General features: G+C 51.3%; 20 protein-coding genes and 1 pseudogene. 7 read left to right on the forward strand and 14 right to left on the reverse strand.

What is annotated here, in order from left to right; genetic code table 11:
• Positions 1–12: 12 nt before the first annotated feature.
• Positions 13–723, reverse strand: a complete 711-nt coding sequence (locus tag J4685_RS13140) for a DUF3053 domain-containing protein (protein ID WP_000190524.1) — start codon at positions 721–723, stop codon at positions 13–15.
• Between the two features lie 438 nt (positions 724–1,161).
• On the opposite strand from J4685_RS13140, the gene J4685_RS13145 reads away from it, so the two are divergent.
• The 3 genes from J4685_RS13145 (at position 1,162) to cueP (ending at position 2,669) form a co-directional block, all read left to right on the forward strand.
• A complete protein-coding gene (locus tag J4685_RS13145; RefSeq protein ID WP_000455790.1) occupies positions 1,162–1,452 on the forward strand; it encodes an HTH-type transcriptional regulator in 291 nt (96 codons plus the stop codon).
• 287 nt (positions 1,453–1,739) lie between these two features.
• Positions 1,740–1,952: an RNA chaperone/antiterminator CspA gene (cspA, locus tag J4685_RS13150; protein ID WP_000014594.1), complete on the forward strand. Its 213-nt coding sequence runs from the start codon at positions 1,740–1,742 to the stop codon at positions 1,950–1,952.
• 177 nt (positions 1,953–2,129) lie between these two features.
• Complete coding sequence (gene cueP, locus J4685_RS13155; RefSeq protein ID WP_000047148.1) at positions 2,130–2,669, forward strand: copper-binding periplasmic metallochaperone CueP; 540 nt, start codon at positions 2,130–2,132, stop codon at positions 2,667–2,669.
• 373 nt (positions 2,670–3,042) lie between these two features.
• Here cueP and J4685_RS13160 read toward each other — a convergent pair whose 3' ends face one another.
• The 7 genes and pseudogenes from J4685_RS13160 to J4685_RS13190 form a co-directional block, all read right to left on the reverse strand.
• The gene (locus J4685_RS13160) at positions 3,043–3,528 is read right to left on the reverse strand and encodes a GNAT family N-acetyltransferase (RefSeq protein WP_000533909.1); all 486 of its coding nucleotides are present in this window, start codon (positions 3,526–3,528) and stop codon (positions 3,043–3,045) included.
• Positions 3,516–3,803, reverse strand: a complete 288-nt coding sequence (locus J4685_RS13165; RefSeq protein WP_000965889.1) for a DUF1778 domain-containing protein — start codon at positions 3,801–3,803, stop codon at positions 3,516–3,518. The genes J4685_RS13160 and J4685_RS13165 overlap by 13 nt, the downstream gene beginning before the upstream one ends.
• A gap of 177 nt (positions 3,804–3,980) precedes the next feature.
• Positions 3,981–4,448, reverse strand: a complete 468-nt coding sequence (locus J4685_RS13170; RefSeq protein WP_000702452.1) for a GNAT family N-acetyltransferase — start codon at positions 4,446–4,448, stop codon at positions 3,981–3,983.
• 141 nt (positions 4,449–4,589) lie between these two features.
• Positions 4,590–5,093 (reverse strand): annotated as a pseudogene (locus tag J4685_RS13175) (transposase).
• A gap of 314 nt (positions 5,094–5,407) precedes the next feature.
• A complete protein-coding gene (gene glyS / locus J4685_RS13180) occupies positions 5,408–7,477 on the reverse strand; it encodes a glycine--tRNA ligase subunit beta (protein ID WP_001291747.1) in 2,070 nt (689 codons plus the stop codon).
• Between the two features lie 9 nt (positions 7,478–7,486).
• Positions 7,487–8,398, reverse strand: a complete 912-nt coding sequence (gene glyQ / locus J4685_RS13185) for a glycine--tRNA ligase subunit alpha (RefSeq protein ID WP_001168556.1) — start codon at positions 8,396–8,398, stop codon at positions 7,487–7,489.
• Positions 8,399–8,536: 138 nt separating this feature from the next.
• Positions 8,537–8,839: a YsaB family lipoprotein gene (locus J4685_RS13190; RefSeq protein ID WP_000178128.1), complete on the reverse strand. Its 303-nt coding sequence runs from the start codon at positions 8,837–8,839 to the stop codon at positions 8,537–8,539.
• Positions 8,840–9,004: 165 nt separating this feature from the next.
• On the opposite strand from J4685_RS13190, the gene J4685_RS13195 reads away from it, so the two are divergent.
• The gene (locus J4685_RS13195; protein WP_001182589.1) at positions 9,005–10,000 is read left to right on the forward strand and encodes an acyltransferase; all 996 of its coding nucleotides are present in this window, start codon (positions 9,005–9,007) and stop codon (positions 9,998–10,000) included.
• A gap of 22 nt (positions 10,001–10,022) precedes the next feature.
• Here the strand turns inward: J4685_RS13195 and J4685_RS13200 are convergent, their stop codons facing one another.
• From J4685_RS13200 to xylA, 3 genes are all read right to left on the reverse strand, one after another.
• Complete coding sequence (locus tag J4685_RS13200) at positions 10,023–10,376, reverse strand: YiaA/YiaB family protein (RefSeq protein WP_000340932.1); 354 nt, start codon at positions 10,374–10,376, stop codon at positions 10,023–10,025.
• 174 nt (positions 10,377–10,550) lie between these two features.
• On the reverse strand, positions 10,551–12,005 hold the full coding sequence (gene xylB / locus J4685_RS13205) for a xylulokinase (RefSeq protein ID WP_000275317.1): 1,455 nt from the start codon (positions 12,003–12,005) through the stop codon (positions 10,551–10,553).
• Between the two features lie 99 nt (positions 12,006–12,104).
• The gene (gene xylA / locus J4685_RS13210) at positions 12,105–13,382 is read right to left on the reverse strand and encodes a xylose isomerase (protein WP_001149558.1); all 1,278 of its coding nucleotides are present in this window, start codon (positions 13,380–13,382) and stop codon (positions 12,105–12,107) included.
• A gap of 362 nt (positions 13,383–13,744) precedes the next feature.
• On the opposite strand from xylA, the gene xylR reads away from it, so the two are divergent.
• Positions 13,745–14,923, forward strand: a complete 1,179-nt coding sequence (gene xylR / locus J4685_RS13215; RefSeq protein WP_000459814.1) for a D-xylose utilization transcriptional activator XylR — start codon at positions 13,745–13,747, stop codon at positions 14,921–14,923.
• 60 nt (positions 14,924–14,983) lie between these two features.
• On the opposite strand, the gene J4685_RS13220 is transcribed toward xylR, so the two are convergent.
• Positions 14,984–15,808 carry a protein bax gene (locus tag J4685_RS13220; RefSeq protein WP_011233201.1) on the reverse strand — a complete coding sequence of 275 codons (825 nt, stop codon included), beginning with the start codon at positions 15,806–15,808 and terminating at the stop codon, positions 14,984–14,986.
• A gap of 315 nt (positions 15,809–16,123) precedes the next feature.
• Here J4685_RS13220 and J4685_RS13225 point away from each other — a divergent pair, with 315 nt between their 5' ends.
• Both J4685_RS13225 and avtA read left to right on the forward strand, forming a co-directional pair.
• The gene (locus J4685_RS13225) at positions 16,124–18,151 is read left to right on the forward strand and encodes an alpha-amylase (RefSeq protein ID WP_000666519.1); all 2,028 of its coding nucleotides are present in this window, start codon (positions 16,124–16,126) and stop codon (positions 18,149–18,151) included.
• Positions 18,152–18,324: 173 nt separating this feature from the next.
• The gene (gene avtA, locus J4685_RS13230) at positions 18,325–19,575 is read left to right on the forward strand and encodes a valine--pyruvate transaminase (RefSeq protein WP_000144379.1); all 1,251 of its coding nucleotides are present in this window, start codon (positions 18,325–18,327) and stop codon (positions 19,573–19,575) included.
• A 36-nt stretch (positions 19,576–19,611) separates the two neighbouring features.
• Here the strand turns inward: avtA and J4685_RS13235 are convergent, their stop codons facing one another.
• Together J4685_RS13235 and yiaJ are read right to left on the reverse strand one after the other, a co-directional pair.
• Positions 19,612–20,085 (reverse strand): 4Fe-4S dicluster domain-containing protein, encoded by a 474-nt coding sequence (locus J4685_RS13235; protein WP_001078818.1) that lies wholly within the window; start codon positions 20,083–20,085, stop codon positions 19,612–19,614.
• Positions 20,086–20,201: 116 nt separating this feature from the next.
• Complete coding sequence (gene yiaJ, locus J4685_RS13240; RefSeq protein WP_000081338.1) at positions 20,202–21,002, reverse strand: IclR family transcriptional regulator YiaJ; 801 nt, start codon at positions 21,000–21,002, stop codon at positions 20,202–20,204.
• Between the last annotated feature and the right edge of the window lie 190 nt (positions 21,003–21,192).

The raw sequence follows: 21,192 nt of genomic DNA on the forward strand, positions 1-21,192 counted from the left end.
GGCAGACTGTCATTACTGGGTCGCGTTTACCGCCGCCGTCCAGGCCTGATTAAACGCCTGATGCTGCGAGGCCAACGGCCCAATCAACGCATTATATTGGCTGGCCTGCTGTGAGGTCGGGAACTGAATGCCGTTCGCGACAAAGCTCACCTGCTCGCCCTGTTGCGCAATATAATCGCCCACTTGTACCAACTGCTGCGTAAAGATCTGCGCCGCCGGGATCAGCGGCTGCAAAGCATCTGCCGGCACGGTGACTACTTTTTTGTAGACCTGATCAAACACAGGTTTCAGGTCATCGGCCTGCTTTAACGCGCCATGCGCGGCATCAGCCTGCAGTTTTGCATTCTGCAACTGTTGCGCCAGCACGCCTAACGAACCATTTGCCTGCCGCAGCGGCTCGCGTTGCGTCATATAATCCTGCGGAACGCGGATGGCGTTAACGCTATCGACCACCGGGCGCAGACCGGAATCCATCGCCTGGTTTACCTGCTGCGAGTAGCCATACAGTATCGCGTAATCAGACACGAACGGACCAAACTGTTTTTTCTGATCGGCCGTCAGCGTTGGTAAACGCTCTCCGCTACGCATTGCTGTATTCTGCAGGAAATCGACAAACGCTTTGCGCTGATCGCCTTCTTTATCAAAACACCCGCTCAGGCTAAACACCATTAATAACGCCACAACAGGCGCAAACCAGCGAGAGCAGGACTTACCTGTCGCCATTGTTAATACTCCTTTCACCCAAAAATGCGCACAACGACACCTGCGTGCCTGACGGCTTACAAGGATAGTCCAGGTCAGGCTTGCAGGATACCCTTTCCACGCGATCTTGTAGCGGAAAATTATGTTTATCTGCATCAATGCTTAATTTGTTATTTTATTGTTAATTCTTAACCTGACACTGCGATAAAAAACGCGGCAAGAAAGCTTTCCAGCGGGGGATGTAATATTTTTTTAATCTTTACAATTATTTTCTGAAAGACGGATATATCTTCCTGGATCAAATTGTTAGCGTCCTAAAAGTCGCGTAGCGTAAGGCATCGAAACGAATCGATAGCGCTTCCTGGCGGCGCGTCGCCCCCCACCCGCAAGTTTCCCGACTATTCTTAAGAGGCTTCGATGCATTTCACGATCCCGCTGTGTGATTTACAGGAGTTCTCAATGGAATATAAAGATCCGATGTTTGAGCTGCTGAGCAGCCTGGAACAAATTGTTTTTAAAGATGAAACACGAAAGATCACCCTGACGCAAAAACCCAATCCTTTTACCGAATTTGAACAGTTACGGAGAGGAACGGGACTAAAAACAGATGAATTCGCCAGAGCGCTGGGCGTAACGGTTGCCATGGTTCAGGAATGGGAATCGAAACGCGAAAAACCCACGCCAGCAGAGCTCAAATTGATGCGCCTGATACAGGCAAACCCACGCTTAAGTAAGCAATTGATGGAGTAATTTTTACCATTTCCTGTTTTAACGGTCCTGCGTAAGGGCCGTTTCCCCCGCCCGATTACTGGCCTGGAGAAATAAAGTAAAATAAAAGTTGCATCACCCGGCATTACATGAGTTAATGTGCTCAACGGTTTGACGTACAGACCATTAAAGCAGTTTAGTAAGGCAAGTCCCTTCAAGAGTTATCCATTAGATACCCCTCGTAGTGCGCATTTCCTTAACGCTTAAAAAATCTGTAAAGCACGCCATAACGCCGAAAGGCACACTTATTTTTTAAAAGGTAATACACTATGTCCGGTAAAATGACTGGTATCGTAAAATGGTTCAACGCTGATAAAGGCTTCGGCTTTATTACTCCTGATGACGGTTCTAAAGACGTGTTCGTACACTTCTCCGCTATTCAGAACGATGGTTACAAATCTCTGGACGAAGGTCAGAAAGTTTCCTTCACCATCGAAAGCGGCGCTAAAGGCCCGGCAGCTGGCAACGTAACCAGCCTGTAAGCTTAAAAAGCTCAGAATTTTGAATCCCTGCCTGATGGCGGGGATTTTTTTTATTCCAATTCCCCATCTCCCCCCCCCCAGCATAACTTTGCATTACTTTACCCTGCGTCCCTTTGACCTTTCCCTTAGGGGAACCCCTATAGTAGGCAAGGAGATTGTTCACAAGGAATTGAAGTTATGTCGAAATCATCATGGTTATTACTTTTGGGTTTATGCGCCAGCGGCTCCGCGCTTGCGGCATCCTCAGAATCCGCTTTTCTGGCGCAACATGGGCTGGCGGGAAAAACGGTTGAGCAGATCGTGGATACAATTGATCAAACTCCGCAGAGCCGTCCTTTGCCTTACTCCGCGTCGATTACCAGCACCGAGCTCAAATTATCTGACGGAGAGCAGATTTATACGCTACCGTTAGGCGACAAATTCTATCTCTCTTTTGCGCCCTATGAATGGCGGACACACCCCTGTTTTAACCACAGCCTTTCCGGCTGTCAGGGAGAAATGCCGAATAAACCGTTCACTGTAAAAGTGACAGACAGTAAAGGCGCTGTCATCGTACAAAAAGAGATGCAAAGCTATCGAAACGGATTTATCGGTGTTTGGCTACCGCGCAATATGGAAGGGACGCTCGAAGTAAGCTACAACGGTAAAACGGCGTCACATGCCATTGCCACCAGAGATGACAGCCAGACCTGTCTGACGGAATTACCATTACGTTAAAAAAATGCCCGATAACATAATGGGTTATCGGGCCTACAAAGCGCCAACAAGATAAAATTAACAGGGTGCCTTGAGAATGCATAACGCCACAAGAATGGCAGAGGTGGCCTCACTTTGTACTGACCCCAAAAACCTGGACAGATTAACCGGGGCATCAGAGAAAGAGTATCCGTTTAATACATGGGCTCTTTTTTGTTTCTGGCTATAACTAAATAACATTGTCCGCAATCGGATTATCCATTCCGTTGCTTTCTTGCATCACGCGGATTCCTGTCTCATCAATATTTTGTTTGCCGTATTCTTCCTGAATCTAACCTTGGACGTTCTATCAAATTATCGCTTATAGCGATTTGAACGTAACAGTCTTTGCATTCTATTGAGGGAGCCTAAGGAACAATGTTCGCTGCTGAGTTTGTGATGATTTGAAACCATGGTGAATGTAGAAATTTTTGGCTTCTTCGGTAAGTGCATGAACCATGATTGCACGTACACCAATATTCTCGGCAACCCGATAGCAACGAAGCACTGCATCATGAAGTAAATCAGCCCCAAGCCCTTTTCCATGGAATGAGAGATCGACAGCAAGACGGGCAAGTATAATGACAGGGATGGGATCTGGCATGTTACGCCGAAGGTTGCCTGTCGCTTCTGTATGGTTGACGCTACCGGTGGCCAGAGAGTAAAAACCGGCTACTTGCTTCGTGTCTTTCTTGCACACCACAAATGTTCTGGCCGCTCCGAGAGCCTGGTTTTTGAGGCCCTTTTGCTTCAACCAGTCATCGAGCACAGCTTCACCGCTGACGAACTCAGCTACCTGATGAAAAGCGGACAAAGGTTCTGGTGCTGTTACACGTCCCACTGAGGTTTCCTTGCCAGCAGTTTTTCGATAACGGGATCATCTGCGACCGGTGCATCAAGCAGATTAATGAACTCCTCATATTGCTCATCGTTAAAGTTAAATACACGGCGGTCAAGGATCACATTCTCGGCAGCCCGGCAGGCCGTTTCCAGAATGAAATCTGTACGTGACTTGTGAAGGATTTCCGCAGCTGCATCAATGAGCGCCCGCTGCGATTCCTTAGCTCTAAGGTTAAGTTGAACATCTGATTTCATGAGACACCCCTTGTATAGCATTTGCTTTACAAGAATAGCACAACCACCATGTATAGCAAACGGTATACATCAAGTCGTCGTTTTTCATTTTTTGAATACTGATGTTCGCTTTGTGCCAGAAGCGGAAATTGCTCATTGTAGCGGTTTACTGAGTTCAACAAGGCAAAAGAACAATGCTGCCTTTCTGCAGGCTGACTATTATTTCGCCAAACATTTCCTCATCAGAGCATTTTGTAATGTCACTCCACGGCAAATAGGAAAGCCTCGCTCCACTATATGAAAGCCGTGTCGTAGAAAGAACACTTCCGCAGCCTTACTTACATTTGAAGTAAGTTCACTAATTCCACGCTGTCTGGCTTCCTCATGAATGCAATTCATCAGTAGTGTCCCTACCCCCTGTCTTGAATAGGTTCCTGATACAAAGAAATGATCAATGTATCCATTTGGTTGAACATCTGCATATCCAGCTATTTCACCATCCAGCTCTACAACAAAAGGTTGTAATTCCTTAATGTGATTGGCCCATCGCTCCAGGTCGATATCTGCTGGGGCCCAAGCATCAATTTGTTCACGTGTGTAGTAGTGTGATGCGATCGTATGTACAGATGAGAAAAAAACTCTGAATAACGATATTTCATCCCCATTACTGAACCTTCTGATTTTCATAAAACCTCATTGTGAGAGTTACTTGTAGAACAATACTAATTTTTGTGAAATAGGGCGTCCGTTCCTCGCTCATAGCAGACATTTGCGTGAGCGTATCTACCGACGTTCAGGTTTCCTGATAGCATCCCTGTACAGACCTTGTTAATTTCTGCCTTGATAGCTCTTTAGGCGGTATTCAACCGGGCTGAGTCCGTTAAATTTAAGGCTAATTCATCGGGTATTGTAGTATCGTATGTAATCTTCAATAGCTATTTTAAGTTCATCAATATCCTTAAATTTACTGGTGTAAAAACTTTCTGATTTTAAAGTCCCGAAAAAACATTCTGCACAGGCATTATCAAGGCAGTTGCCTTTGCGGGACATACTTTGGATGATGCCAAACTCTCGTAACTGATACTGGTACCATTGATGACGGTATTGCCAGCCCTGATCTGAATGAAGAACCGGATTGGTACCCGCATCAAGTCTGGCAAATGCCTTCATGAGTATGTCATCGATCATCGGCATGGTTGGACGTTCTGAAATACTGCAGGAGATCACTTCGTTATTGAAGAGATCAATAATGGGCACAGTGCACTTTTGATTTATATACCCTTCATACTTCAAGTTGCTTATGTGTTGGCTACGCTCGCTCACCCCAGTCACATAGTTATCTATGCTCCTGGGGACTCACTCCCTTGCCGCCTTTAAGCAACTCGAATTATTTTGGGTATAGTCAGGTGGGGCTTTTCTCTGTCTGCCTTTTGGTGAATACCTGAGACAAACAGTCTCAAGCACCCGCAGCTATTCTAACGCCAATATCCGTACCGCCAGCGTTAATGTATTCCTGAAATATTTCTTGCCAATCAATAGAAATAACCGCGTCTATGAGTTACAGAATTATTAGCGAATCGACTAGCGCTCTTTACGTTATAAAAAAACCTGCCCGAAAGCAGGTTTTTATTTATTTAACTGAACGCTTATTGCAGTAACGAAATATCCGCAACCTGCAGGAACAGTTCGCGTAGTTTCGACAACAGCGTCAGGCGGTTGATACGGATATCTTTCTCTTCCGCGTTAACCATGACATTTTCGAAGAATTCATCCACCGGCGCGCGCAGAGCAGCCAGCTCAATCAACGCTTCCTGATAACGACCATCGGCAAAGTACGGCTGAAGCTTATCACGCAGCACAACCAGATGTCTGGCCAACTCAATTTCCGCCGCTTCTTTCAGTACGGAGGCGTGGACGATATCGTTCAGCGGCTCAGTGGCTTTCGCCAGGATGTTGGAGACGCGCTTGTTCGCCGCCGCCAGCGCAGAGGCTTCTTCCAGGGTGCGGAAATGAGACACCGCCTTCATGCGGGCATCAAAATCTGCCGGACGGGTCGGACGACGAGCCAGTACCGCCTGGATAGTGTCGACGGTGTAACCTTCATCCTGATACCAGGCGCGGAAACGACCCAGCATAAAATCGATCACATCATCGACTACGTTGGCGTTGGTCAACTTGTCGCCATACAGACGCGCCGCTTCTTCGGTCAGCGTTTGCAGATCAAGATTCAGGTTCTTCTCAACGATGATGCGCAGCACGCCAAGTGCGGCACGACGCAGCGCAAACGGGTCTTTGTCGCCTTTCGGATGCTGACCAATACCGAAGATACCCGCCAGGGTGTCCATCTTATCGGCGATCGCCAGCGCGCAGGCCACCGGGTTAGACGGCAGGTCATCACCGGCAAAGCGCGGCTGGTACTGCTCGTTCAGCGCCACGGCCACATCTTCCGCTTCGCCATCGTGACGCGCGTAATGCATCCCCATCACGCCCTGGGTGTCGGTGAACTCGAAGACCATGTTGGTCATCAGGTCACACTTAGACAGCAGGCCCGCACGAGTGGCATGGTTGACGTCAGCGCCAATCTGACCGGCAATCCAGCCCGCCAGCGCCTGAATGCGGTCGGTCTTGTCGCGCAGCGTGCCCAGTTGTTGCTGGAACAGCACGGTTTGCAGACGCGGCAGATGGTCTTCCAGACGTTTTTTACGGTCGGTATTGAAGAAGAATTCAGCATCTGCCAGACGCGGACGCACCACTTTCTCGTTACCGGAGATAATCTGGGTCGGATCTTTCGATTCGATGTTGGCGACGAAGATAAAGTTTGGCAGCAGCTTGCCCGCGTTGTCATAAACCGGGAAATACTTCTGGTCGCCCTTCATGGTGTATACCAGCGCTTCGGCAGGCACGGCGAGGAATTTCTCTTCGAATTTCGCCGTCAATACCACCGGCCATTCCACCAGCGAAGCCACTTCTTCCAGCAGGCTTTCGCTCAGGTCGGCATTACCGCCAATCTTACGTGCTGCTTCTTCAGCGTCCGCTTTGATTTTGGCTTTACGCGCTTCGTAATCGGCAATGACTTTACCGCGCTCCAGCAGAATTTGCGGGTACTGTTCGGCACTGTCAATGGTAAACTCCGGCTCACCCATAAAGCGGTGGCCGCGAATGACGCGGTCAGACTGAATACCCAGAATAGTCGCCGGAATCACTTTATCGCCCAGCAGCAGAGTCACGGTGTGCACCGGACGCACGAAGTGTACGTCAGACGCGCCCCAGCGCATCAGTTTCGGGATCGGTAGTTTTGCCAGCGAGGTGACTACCATGTTCGGCACCAGCGCTTCGGTACTTTCGCCCTTCACGTGGGCGCGATACAGCAGCCATTCGCCTTTGTCGGTCTTCAGACGCTCGGCCTGATCAACGGTGATCCCGCAGCCGCGCGCCCAGCCTTCTGCCGCTTTGCTCGGTTTGCCTTCGGCGTCGAACGCCTGAGCAATCGCCGGACCACGTTTTTCGACTTCGCGATCGGGCTGCGATTCAGCAAGATTCGCCACTTTCAGCGCCAGACGGCGCGGGGCGGCAAACCATTCAACGTTACCGTGCGCGAGGCCAGCGTTATCCAGCTCCGCAGTGAAGTTCGCAGCAAAGGACTCAGCCAAACTGCGCAGTGCTTTTGGTGGCAGCTCTTCAGTGCCGATTTCCACCAGAAAAGTTTTCTCAGACATGGCCGCCTCTTACTTGTCTTTGTTGCACATCGGGAAGCCGAGGGCTTCACGGGAAGCATAATAAGCTTCTGCCACTGCTTTGGTCAGGGTGCGAATACGCAAAATGTAGCGCTGACGTTCGGTGACGGAGATAGCTTTACGCGCATCCAGCAGGTTGAAGCTATGGGCGGCTTTCAGAATACGCTCGTAGGCCGGCAGCGGCAGCGGGTTTTCCAGCGCCAGCAGCTGCTGGGCTTCTTTCTCATACTGCTCGAAGCAGGTGAATAAGAAATCCACATCGGCGTATTCAAAGTTATAGGTGGACTGCTCCACTTCGTTCTGATGGAACACGTCGCCGTAGGTGGTTTTACCCAGCGGGCCATCGCTCCAGACCAGGTCGTAAACGCTGTCCACGCCCTGGATATACATCGCCAGACGTTCCAGACCGTAAGTGATTTCACCGGTCACCGGCTTGCACTCCAGGCCGCCGACCTGCTGGAAGTAGGTGAACTGCGTCACTTCCATGCCATTCAGCCACACTTCCCAGCCGAGTCCCCAGGCACCCAGCGTCGGGTTCTCCCAGTTATCTTCCACGAAACGGATGTCGTGAATGGTCGGGTCCATACCCAGCTCTTTCAGAGAACCGAGGTACAGCTCCTGAATATTCTCCGGAGACGGCTTAATCACTACCTGGAACTGATAGTAGTGCTGTAAGCGGTTCGGGTTTTCGCCGTAGCGGCCATCGGTCGGACGACGAGAAGGCTGCACATAGGCAGTCGCCATCGGCTCTGGCCCCAGCGCGCGCAGGCAGGTCATTGGATGAGAAGTTCCCGCGCCGACTTCCATGTCCAATGGTTGAACAATGGTGCAGCCCTGGCGAGCCCAGTAATCCTGTAAGGTCAGGATCAAGCCCTGGAAGGTCCTGGTATCAAACTTTTGCATATTATTTCGTGCTGGATACGTGTGGATTTAAAGGAAGGAGCCAGTATACCCGCTGGATGCGAGATATACAGTATGAAACCGGTTTGTTTAGCGAAAATTGCCGGATTTCGCGGCATCACACCTCACCAGGCGCGGCTTTTACCGCATAGAAAGATGTAAAAACTGCCCATCTGCATCAAAAGAGCAGACAAAACTCTCTTTACGGAAGGTATTACCACGCATCTCATAGCTCCCCTGAAACTGTTCGAAACCGGTAACAGCAATTTTCTGTGCGCCAGTGTTGTAACGCTGCGCCGCCTGAGCTTTACACAATGCTTCCATATCCAGCGTGCGTGTTGGGCTCACTTTACTCTGCTGGGCTTTTTGCGTCGGTGGCGGTGTCGCTGTGCATCCCACCAGAGCGATGGCTATCATCACAGAACAGAAATACTTCATTGTCATTTTTATTACCGTCTGGTTTGCTGGTCAGTCTTATTATTAAGGTTTGTGGGTAACAGACACATTGTGCGAATCTCCTTACGCCATCACAAGATGTAGCGTAGAAAGTCGGATTTTTCCAGTGAGCCACCGCGCTGGAACTCTATTGAAACGGAAGCTGAGGAACTGATGCAGCCTAAAATTAACTGGATTGATAACCTGCGAGGGATCGCCTGTTTAATGGTAGTGATGATCCATACTACAACGTGGTACATCACCAACGCCCACAGCGTCAGCCCGCTAAACTGGGATATTGCGAATGTCCTGAATTCGGCTTCGCGCGTTAGCGTTCCCCTGTTTTTTATGATTTCAGGCTATCTTTTTTTTGGCGAGCGCTGCGCGCAACCGCGGCATTTTTTACGTATCGCCCTGTGCCTTATCTTTTACAGCGTTGTCGCCCTGGCTTACATTTCACTTTTTACTTCGATCAACGTCGAGCTTTCGCTAAAAAATGTGCTGCAAAAACCCGTGTTTTACCACCTGTGGTTTTTCTTTGCGATTACGGTGATCTACCTGGTATCGCCATTAATCCAGGTAAAAAACGTGAGCGGCAAAATGCTCCTGATGCTGATGGTGGTCATTGGCATTATTGCTAACCCAAATACTGTGCCGCAAAAAATCGGCGGCGTTGAATGGTTGCCCATCAATCTGTATATCAGCGGCGACACGTTCTACTACATTCTCTACGGTATCCTGGGCCGCGCCATTGGAATGATGGAGACGCAAAAGCCATCGCTGACGCTTATCTGCGCTGCCCTGTTCATCATCGCGGTATTTGTTATTTCTCGCGGCACATTGCATGAATTACGCTGGCGCGGAAATTTTGCCGATACCTGGTATCTGTATTGCGGCCCCATGGTGTTTATTTGCGCCGTCTCACTGTTCACGGTAGTTAAAAATAAGCTGAATGCGCGGACGTTACCTGGACTGGGGCTTATCTCCCGCCACTCGCTGGGTATTTATGGTTTCCACGCGCTGATTATCCATGCGCTACGTACTAATGGTCTGGAATTAAAACGTTGGCCGCCGTTAGACATCGTGTGGGTTTTTGCCGCGACGGTGACAGGAAGCCTGCTACTTTCCATGCTATTACAGCGTATTGATAAACGGAAATGGGTTAGCTAAACGACAATGATGGCTCCGGCCATCATTCATCATCACTGTAGGAAGCGTAAAGATCGGTTCCATATATACTGACCCCCAGCGCCACCAGACACAGTATTTTCAACGCACCCGCCAGCGCCAGGTTAAATACGCCGACCGCGACCATGCCGATGCCAAGCAAAAGCAAAGATTTGCAACGAGAAAGCAAGCGGTCATTCCCCGTGTGTTCCTGGCGAATTAAGACTGGAAAACCGCACATGACGATTGCCGCAAAAAAATATCCCTTTTCGCTTAATGTATGACAGCCTGGCCACAATCCCACCAGGTATACCACTGCACCGACAACTAACATTCCCAGGCCGAATATCCGTTTCCTGCGTGCAACGTGATCGTCCATCTCACTCTCCTTGTGGTTGAGTGAGACACATTAAGCGAAGAAATAGCGATGAAAAAGGCGCCTGCTCAGCAATAATATAAAAATCAGAAAACACACATACTTACTTCGATATAATTCAATAGAATTAATATTTACGGTAAATGCCTTTCAGCCAAAACTGAAAGGCATTCTGACTTATGACATCAACGGCAACAGCTGCTGATAGAGTCGACGGAAGGTTTCACGACGTTGTTGATAAACCGCATGACGCTGCGCATCAGGATAATGCGCCTGCTCCAGCGGCAACTGCGGCAATACATCGGCGAGCGGAGTCTGTTTATTCACCGCAATTTGCGCCAGACGCGCCGCGCCCAGCGCTGGCCCTACATCGCCGCCAGTACGATAATCAAGCTGTAGCCCGCTAATATCAGATAGCATCTGACGCCAGTATTCGCTGCGCGCTCCGCCGCCGATAAGCGTCACGCTGGCGGGTTTGACGCCGCAGGCGTGAACCACATCCATACCGTCCGCCAAAGCATATCCCACGCCTTCCAGTACCGCCCGCGCCAGTTCCGCCGGGCCATGCTGATGGGTTAAACCAAAGAAAACGCCTTTTGCCTGCGGATTATTATGCGGCGTGCGCTCGCCGGACAGGTACGGCAAAAACCAGATCGAATCGGCATGCTCATCCGCCTGCTGCGCGGCGGCAATCAGCGCCGGGACGTTCTCCTGCCCGGTGAGTTTAGCCGCCCAGTCCAGACAAGAGGCGGCGCTCAACATTACAGACATTAAATGCCAGCGTTCCGGCAGCGCATGGCAAAAACTGTGTACTGCGCTCTCCGGTTTACTCAGAAAGCCGTCGCTGACGGCAAAATAGACGCCCGATGTTCCAAGTGAGAGCATCGCCTGTCCGGCATCAATCATTCCTACGCCGACTGCGCCAGCCGCATTGTCGCCGCCGCCCGCCACCACAGGTACTGCTGGCATTCCCCATGCGCTGGCTACCTCTGGCAGCAACGTTCCGGTAATGTCACTACCTTCAAATAACGCTGGCATCTGCTGTTGGGTTAAATGACAGGCGTTGAGCATAACGTCGCTCCAGTCGCGCTTTTTCACGTCCAGCCACATCGTTCCCGCTGCATCCGACATATCGCTGGCAAAGACGCCCGTCATTCGCAGCCGCAGAAAATCTTTCGGCAGCAGAACTTTGTCTATCTGGCGGAAAATATCCGGTTCGTGGCGCTGCACCCAGACTAATTTGGGCGCGGTAAAACCGGGCATCATCAGATTACCGGTTATCGCACGCGACTGCGGCACCTGTTTTTCCAGCCAGGCGCACTCTTCGCTACAGCGTCCGTCATTCCATAAAATCGCTGGTCGCAGAACCTGCTGACGGCTATCAAGCAATGTCGCGCCATGCATTTGTCCGGCGATGCCCAACGCCCGGACGCCGCTTAACGACTGTTGCCGACCTAAACCTTTAACCGCACGATCCGTCGCCTGCCACCACTGCTCTGGTTCCTGTTCCGACCATAAGGGATGCGGACGCGATACGGTCAGTTTTTCAGTATGCGTAGCCAGCACATCGCCCTGCTCATTCAACAGGATAGCTTTTACACCCGATGTACCAAGATCGATCCCGATATACATAGTGTGGGTTCCTTTACTGAAAGCGCCCGGCAGCGCTACGCTTACCGGGCTAATCACGACTACAGGCCGGGCTAACGCGGAGTCGCCCGGTAGATAGAGTTATTTATCAAACAGATAACGGTTAACCAGATTTTCTAACAGCTCCTGATGACCGCTTTGATGTACCGGCGCCAGATGGTGCTGCTCCGCATACTGCGCCAGTTTGCCTAAGGAGAGTTGTCCTTTCAGAATCTGCTGCCCCAGCTCGCCGTCTTCGACCATACGCGCGGCGATTTTCAGTGACAACGCCATCGTATCCATCGCGCCGATATGACCGTAGAACAGATCGTATTTATCGGTGCTCTGGCGACGAACTTTGGCGTCGAAGTTGAGACCGCCCGTCGTGAATCCGCCCGCTTTCAGGATTTCGTACATCACCAGCGCGTTCTCTTCAACGCTAATCGGGAACTGATCGGTATCCCAGCCCAGTTGCGCATCGCCGCGGTTGGCGTCAACGGAGCCAAAAATACCCAGCGCGATAGCGGTTGCGATTTCATGGTGGAACGAATGGCCCGCCAGCGTGGCGTGGTTCGCCTCAATGTTCACTTTGATCTCTTTTTCCAGGCCGAACTGTTTGAGGAAGCCATAGACCGTTGCAACGTCATAATCATACTGATGTTTTGTCGGTTCCTGCGGTTTCGGTTCAATCAGCAGCGTGCCCTGGAAACCCATTTTATGTTTGTGCTCAACCACCATTTGCATAAAGCGGCCAATCTGTTCGCGTTCCTGGCGTAGATCGGTATTCAGCAACGTTTCATAACCTTCGCGTCCGCCCCACAGGACGTAATTTTCGCCGCCCAGTTTATGCGTGGCGTTCATTGCCGTAACCACTTGCGTCGCTGCACAGCTAAAGACTTCCGGGTCCGGGTTAGTGGCGGCGCCTGCGCCATAGCGCGGGTTGGTAAAGCAGTTCGCCGTTCCCCACAGCAGTTTTACGCCGCTCTGCTCCTGTTTCGCCGCCAGCACATCCACCATCTGCGCGAAGTTGTTTTTATACTCTTTCAACGACGCGCCTTCCGGCGACACATCCACGTCATGGAAGCAGTAAAAAGGCACATTCAGTTTGTGGAAAAATTCAAACGCCACGTCCGCTTTGCGTTTCGCCAGCTCCAGCGCTTCGCCCGGTTGCTGCCACGGACGATTAAACGCGCCTACACCAAACATATCCGCGCCGTTCCAGCAGAAGGTATGCCAGTAACAGGCCGCGAAACGCAGGTGATCTTCCATACGTTTACCTAAAACCAGCTCGTCGGGATTGTAATGACGAAATGCCAGCGGGTTAGTCGATTGAGGGCCTTCATAGCGAACACGATCGAGTTGGTCAAAATAAGCCTGCATAGTGAGCTCCATAATCAGATAAGACGGCAAGTAAACGACATAACGTCATACTGGAATTTCCTGATTTATTGCTCAATTACGTTATTTCACACCGCTATTAAGAGAATCCCCAAATGTGCGCTGGCTCTCAAAAAAACGCTGAAAACCACAGAAGAAAAAAGCGATCGCGATCGAATCCTGGCAAATAAACAAAAAACCGTAATATATAGATAAGAAATGACAATTGTCATCCGCCGTTTGCTGTGATGAATTTCGCATAACGTTTCAGGCGCAAAATAATTTGTCATCATTCGCCAGACCGTTATGTCAGCCGTTTTGATAGTATCCATGAGTCCAGGTTCACTTTTGCAGGATATATCCTCATGTTTGATAAACGTCACCGTATCACTCTGTTATTTAACGCGAATAAAGCCTATGACCGTCAGGTAGTGGAGGGGGGGGGTGAATATTTACAAGCCTCGCAATCCGAATGGGATATATTTATTGAGGAAGATTTCCGTGCCCGTATCGATAACATTAAAGAGTGGTTAGGCGACGGCGTTATTGCCGATTACGATGATGACGATATCGCGCAATTATTGGCCGATGTCGACGTACCCATTGTCGGGGTCGGCGGTTCTTACCATCTTGCTGAAAATTATCCCGCCGTTCATTACATCGCCACCGATAATCATGCGCTCGTTGAAAGCGCTTTCCTGCATTTAAAAGAAAAAGGCGTTAACCGCTTCGCGTTTTACGGTTTGCCCGACTCCAGCCGCAAACATTGGGCGGCGGAACGGGAATACGCCTTTCGCCAGCTGGTCGCCGAGGAAAAATACCGCGGCGTAGTCTATCAGGGGCTGGAAACCGCGCCGGAAAACTGGCAGCACGCGCAAAATCGCCTCGCCGACTGGCTTCAGACGCTGCCGCCGCAAACCGGCATCATTGCCGTAACGGATGCCCGCGCCCGTCACGTATTGCAGGCCTGCGAACACCTGCATATTCCGGTGCCGGAAAAACTTTGCGTTATCGGTATTGATAACGAAGAGTTAACCCGTTATCTGTCGCGCGTCGCGCTTTCCTCCGTCGCGCAGGGGGCGCGGCAAATGGGCTATCAGGCGGCGAAGCTGCTGCACCGTTTGCTGGCGCGCGAAGAGATGCCGTTACAGCGCATTCTGGTGCCGCCGGTGCGCGTCATTGCGCGCCGCTCGACAGACTATCGCTCCCTGACCGATCCGGCGGTTATCCAGGCGATGCACTTTATTCGTAACCATGCCTGTAAGGGCATTAAAGTCGAGCAGGTGCTGGACGCGGTTGGGATTTCACGTTCAAACCTGGAAAAACGTTTTAAGGAAGAAGTTGGCGAGACGATACATGCGCTGATCCACGCCGAAAAGCTGGAAAAAGCGCGTAGTTTGTTGATTTCTACCACATTGGCGATAAACGAAATTTCGCAAATGTGCGGCTACCCGTCACTGCAATATTTCTATTCGGTGTTTAAAAAGGAGTACGTCACTACGCCTAAGGAGTATCGCGACCAGCATAGTGAAGCGTTGTTGTAGTTTATCCAGCCTACAGACGCCTTGTAAGCCGGATAGCGTAGCGCCATCCGGCACACAGAACTACATATGCGCGGCGATCAGACGCTGGTTGTCCTGGTACATCGCGAACAAGTAGTTGTTATAGCGCGACCCCTGGGTAGAGTAACCCTTCAGCTTATGAATCATCGCCGTGGCGGTGACTTCCTGATCCGCCTTACGCAGTTGGGCGCGCGACTTGCGGAAAGAGGAATAAGCCGGATGCGTGTTCAGGTTAGCGACATACGCGCTCACCGACTCCTCAACCGACGCGAATTGCGAGTAACCTTTCACCTTACCCGGCGTATTGGTACAACGCCCTTTCATGCACTTCATGCCGAACAGGTTATTGTTGCTACGCGCCAGTTTAGAGGTTCCCCAGCCGCTTTCCGCCGCCGCCATCGTCGCCACCATGCTGGTTGGGATAATGTCGACGCGCTCCAGCAACGTATTCCACGGAATACGACGCGTGTTGCCGGACCAGCTCACTTTATAGCGCTTCGCGATATCTTTCATACGCGCGCGCTCAGACGGCGACCAGCGGTTCTGGTACTGTTTTGAGATCAGCCAATTACGGTCCGCGGTAATCGCGGCATTTTGGCTGGTGATGTAAGGCATAACGGTCCGGAGAAACGCTTTTTTTCTGGGGGTTCCGGAAGGGTATTTTCGCAAATCAGGAAGTGAACTGCTCTTTGCACTATTGCGAGAATACTCTTGTTTACTGCTAACCTGTTTATAACTTGTCTCAGTTAAGTGGGACTTTTGACTCGTTTGTGTTGCGTGCGTCTTTGCCAGCACCTCACCCGAAAATGCGATGGTGAGTAACATAAGAATCATTGCCCCATATCGTCGCATGGGAGTCAATATCATTAGGTCTCCTGGTCGGATTGATACATTCCAACACCTTTTATTTTTCACGAAGTTGAGGTTTGAACCCCAAATTCTAGCAAAAATAGGCTTAAAAAGCACCTCAGGGAATAGTCTTAATCCGAAACTATGTCAACTATTAACGATAACAGACAGCAATAATGCCAATAAAATGCGGCGTTTATCGCAAATAGAGGCGTTTTTTTGCGCCTCGTCGCTCACCCTCGCGCCTCCTCCTGCGCGACTCTCTGCTGGGGAGGAGTTCATTCGCCTAAAAACCAGGCAAGCTGATGAATATTGCCCACAAAGGATAGCGTGATGAAATTTGCCGCCTTCGCTCTGACGCTGATACCCGGTATCGCGATCGCCTCATCATGGACCTCACCCGGTTTTCCGACGTTCTCGACGCAGGAAACCGGGCGCTTTACCAGCCATGCTGCATTAACAAAAGGTACACGCGCGTTAACGCTCCATATTGACCAGCAGTGCTGGCAGCCCTCCAGCGCCATAAAACTCAACCAAATGTTGTCGTTAAAACCCTGCGAAGGCGCGCCGCCGCAATGGCGCCTGTTTAAAGATGGCGACTATACGATAACGGTAGATACCCGCTCCGGTACGCCGACCCTGTTGTTATCGATAAAAACTGAACCTGAACGCACCGCGCAGCTCACCTACCAGTGTCCCGTCTGGGATGGTTCGCCGCTCACGCTGGATGTTCGCCAAACCTTTCCGGAAGGGACGGTAGTGCGCGATTATTACAGTGGTCAAACCGATACCATCCAAAACGGAAAAATCACGCTGCGACCTGCCGACAGCCACGGGCTTTTATTGCTGGAACGCGCGGAAACCCATGCGTCAGCGCCTTTTAACTGGCGCAACGCCACCGTTTATTTTGTGCTTACGGATCGCTTTCGCAATGGCGATCCAACCAACGACCACAGCTATGGTCGCCATAAGGATGGTATGCAAGAGATTGGCACTTTCCACGGCGGCGATTTACGCGGGTTGACGAGTCAACTGGACTATCTACAGCAATTAGGCGTGAACGCCTTGTGGATAAGCGCGCCGTTTGAACAGATCCACGGCTGGGTCGGCGGCGGAACAAAAGGCGATTTTCCTCATTACGCCTATCACGGCTATTACACTCAGGACTGGACGACGCTGGATGCCAATATGGGCAGCGAAGCCGATCTCCGCGCACTGGTCGACGGAGCGCACCAGCGCGGCATCCGTATTTTATTTGACGTAGTAATGAATCATGCCGGTTACGCCACGCTGGCGGATATGCAGGAGTATCAGTTTGGCGCGCTCTATTTATCCGGCGCGGAACGGCAAAAAATTCTCGGCGATCGCTGGACAAACTGGCGACCGGCCACCGGACAAAGCTGGCACAGCTTTAACGACTACATCAACTTCAGCGACAGCGCCGCCTGGGAAAAATGGTGGGGGAAAAAGTGGATTCGTACCGATATTGGCGACTACGACAGTCCGGGATTTGACGATTTAACCCTGTCGCTGGCCTTCCTGCCGGATATAAAAACGGAATCTACCACGCCTTCCGGCCTACCCGCGTTCTATGCCAACAAACCCGGTACTAAAGCAAAGTTCATTGAAGGCTATACGCCACGGGATTATCTGACTCACTGGTTAAGCCAGTGGGTGCATGATTACGGCATTGACGGGTTCCGGGTCGATACTGCCAAAAATGTTGAGCTTCCTGCCTGGCAACAGCTAAAAACCCAGGCCAGCGCGGCGTTACATGAATGGAAGCAGGCCAATCCGGACAAAGCGCTGGATGATAGCCCGTTCTGGATGACTGGCGAAGCGTGGGGCCACGGCGTCATGAAAAGTGATTATTATCGCTATGGTTTCGACGCGATGATCAATTTTGATTATCAGGAGCAGGCGGCGAAAGCGGTCGATTGCCTGGCGGAAATGGGGCCAGTCTGGCAGCAGATGGCGGATAAAATGCAGGATTTCAACGTATTAAGTTATCTCTCCTCGCATGATACGCGCCTTTTCCGTGAGGGCGGTGATAAGGCGGCGGAACTGCTGCTGCTTTCACCGGGCGCGGTGCAGATCTTTTACGGCGATGAATCCGCTCGTCCCTTCGGCCCCACCGGCTCCGACCCGCTGCAAGGCACCCGTTCAGATATGAACTGGCAGGACGTGAGCGGAAAGTCAGCCGCAGCCGTCGCGCACTGGCAGCATATTAGCCAGTTCCGCGCCAGACATCCCGCCATCGGCGCAGGCCAACAAACCACGTTGACGCTAAAACATGGGTACGGTTTTGTACGCCAGTACGGCGACGATACGGTGATGGTCGTCTGGGCGGGCCGCCGCTAATCGTGGCGCTACCGGTCTCCTCGCGTACCGGTAGCCCCTTCAAAATAAAAAACTAACCTGATAAAAATTTGTAGCATAAAACATCAACACTACCGCCTGACCCCCATTTGCGCCCCGCCATTTGTAGCGTTATGGTTATCCACTTTGACAGACAGTTCGATAGATCACCCGTTATGACATTTTCACTTTTCGGCGATAAATTTACCCGCCATTCAGGCATTACCCGCCTGATGGAGGATCTCAACGACGGCTTACGCACGCCAGGAGCCATCATGCTTGGCGGCGGTAACCCGGCACACATCCCTGCAATGCAGGATTATTTCCAGACGCTACTGACAGATATGGTAGAAAGCGGCAAAGCCGCTGATGCGCTTTGTAATTATGACGGTCCCCAGGGAAAAACGGCGCTACTGAATGCACTGGCCGTACTGCTACGTGAAACGCTGGGATGGGATATCGAACCACAGAATATTGCGCTGACAAATGGCAGTCAGAGCGCGTTTTTCTACTTATTTAATCTCTTCGCCGGACGTCGCGCCGATGGCAGTACGAAAAAGGTACTATTCCCGCTTGCGCCGGAATACATCGGCTATGCGGATTCCGGTCTGGAAGACGACCTCTTCGTTTCGGCGCGCCCAAATATTGAGCTGCTGCCGGAAGGCCAGTTTAAATATCACGTCGATTTTGAGCATCTGCACATCGGCGAAGAAACGGGGATGATTTGCGTCTCGCGCCCGACCAACCCAACCGGTAACGTTATCACCGACGAAGAGCTGATGAAGCTGGACAGACTGGCGAATCAGCACAACATCCCACTGGTGATTGATAACGCTTATGGCGTACCGTTTCCGGGCATTATCTTTAGCGAGGCGCGCCCGCTGTGGAATCCCAATATTATCCTATGCATGAGCCTCTCGAAGCTGGGGCTGCCCGGTTCCCGCTGCGGGATTATCATCGCCAATGATAAGACGATTTCCGCCATTGCCAACATGAACGGCATTATCAGCCTTGCGCCCGGCGGCATGGGTCCGGCGATGATGTGCGAAATGATTAAGCGTAACGATCTGCTGCGGCTGTCGGAAACGGTTATCAAACCTTTCTACTATCAGCGCGTTCAACAGACTATCGCGATCATTCGTCGCTATTTATCCGAAGAACGCTGCCTGATTCATAAACCGGAAGGCGCAATATTTTTGTGGCTGTGGTTTAAAGATCTGCCGATTACCACCGAGCTACTCTATCAACGCTTGAAAGCGCGCGGCGTGCTGATGGTGCCAGGCCATTATTTCTTTCCCGGGCTGGATAAACCCTGGCCCCACACACACCAGTGTATGCGGATGAACTACGTGCCTGAACCGGACAAAATCGAGGCGGGCGTAAAAATTCTGGCAGAAGAGATAGAACGCGCCTGGCGTGAAGGCTGACGGCTATTCCGGCCATCATGCAGGCCGGAACGACATTCAGAAAGGTTGAGAATAGAGGCGCTGGCGCTGCACGTGTGTTGCGTCAACGCACTGTAACGCACTGGTCGGGCAGGCTTCCACGCACGCCGGCCCCGCTTCCCGATGCCAGCAAAGATCGCATTTAATCGCCTGCGCGCCTGACGCGGACGCCACCACGGTCATCGCGCCAAACGGGCAAGCCAGCATACAGCTTTTACAACCAATGCAGCGCGATGGCGTCACGAAGATATGCCCCCGATCACGGCGAATCGCCTGTACCGGGCAGACATTCGCGCACGGCGCGTCCTCACACTGATGGCAGACCGTGGCCGTGGTGAAGCTATCCTCTTTTATCACCCGGATACGCGGCACAAAGTCCGCCGTCGTCACCGCCGCGCTATTCTGCTGTTCCTGGTGCGACACTACGCAGGCGACCTCGCAGGTACGACACCCGATACACGCCGACGCATCCGCCATAATAAACCGGTTCATTGTTCTCCCCCTGCGTTAAAACGCCAGAATGCCAAAGAGCCATTCCCCGCCGCTTTGATCCCACTACGCAAACGGACAAATTTTGTCAGATGCCTGATAAAACCTGGCGAGCTGTCTTATTCGCGAACGGTAAATCCCAGCTCATTAGAGATAGCCTGTGCGGTTTCACGCAACGGTTTGAGCAGATTTTTCTCGCCGATCTGTTTTAGCCGTGACGTCGACAGTGAAATAGAAATGGCGTAAGGCACTCGATGGTGAATATCAAACACAGGCACAGCAATACAGGAAACGCCCAGTTCATTTTCTTCGCGATCCATCGCCATGCTGGTTTCACGAATTTGCGCCAGCTCATCGTACATTGCTGGTAAATCGGTAATGGTATTACGAGTCAGCGGCTGGATCTGATCTTTATGGCTTTCCCAGTAAGACGCCACATAATCCGGCTGACCAAACGCCATATAAATTTTCCCCATCGCCGAGCAGTACAGCGGCATATGCTGGCCAATGTAGGCACGCGTGCGCAGCATACCGGTGGTCGGTTCCAGCTTATAAATCAGGATAGCGTGGTCATCTTCACGGCTGGAAAAATTCACCGTCTCGCCGGTGGCCAGGTTGAGCGCCTCAAGGTGCGGTGCCGCAACGTGGATGATATTCAGCGATGACAGGGCTTTTTGGCCGACGGCAATAAACTTTGTCGTCAGACGGTAGCTTCCGGCCGCCGGCGCTGGCGTCACGTATCCGCAGGATTGAAGCCCCTGCAACAAACGATGGACGGTACTCTTGTTCAACCCCGCCAGCTCCGACAGGTGCGCCAGTGGGCAACCGTTCGGGTAGTTACTCAAAATTTCTATCAACATCAGGCCACGAAACAGGCTCTGACTCCCCGCAGGCTTCTCTTTATCGTTGTTCTGGCTCATCAGAAAACTCTCTCCTTTCTTGGGCGATCAGATGGTAGCTCAAAGTGTGTTGCAGTTCACGATATCAGCATAAAAAACATAACCAGATGATTTTAATCGTTTTTAAAAACCTTCTCTGGCGTTGCCATGTCAATTTTTGATCTATATATTTGGAACTACATTTCGTATTATGAAATTTATCGACAAAAAA

The sequence above is a fragment of the Salmonella sp. 32100201201700099SM genome, assembly GCF_017572645.1.
Classification (GTDB): Bacteria; Pseudomonadota; Gammaproteobacteria; order Enterobacterales; family Enterobacteriaceae; genus Salmonella; species Salmonella enterica.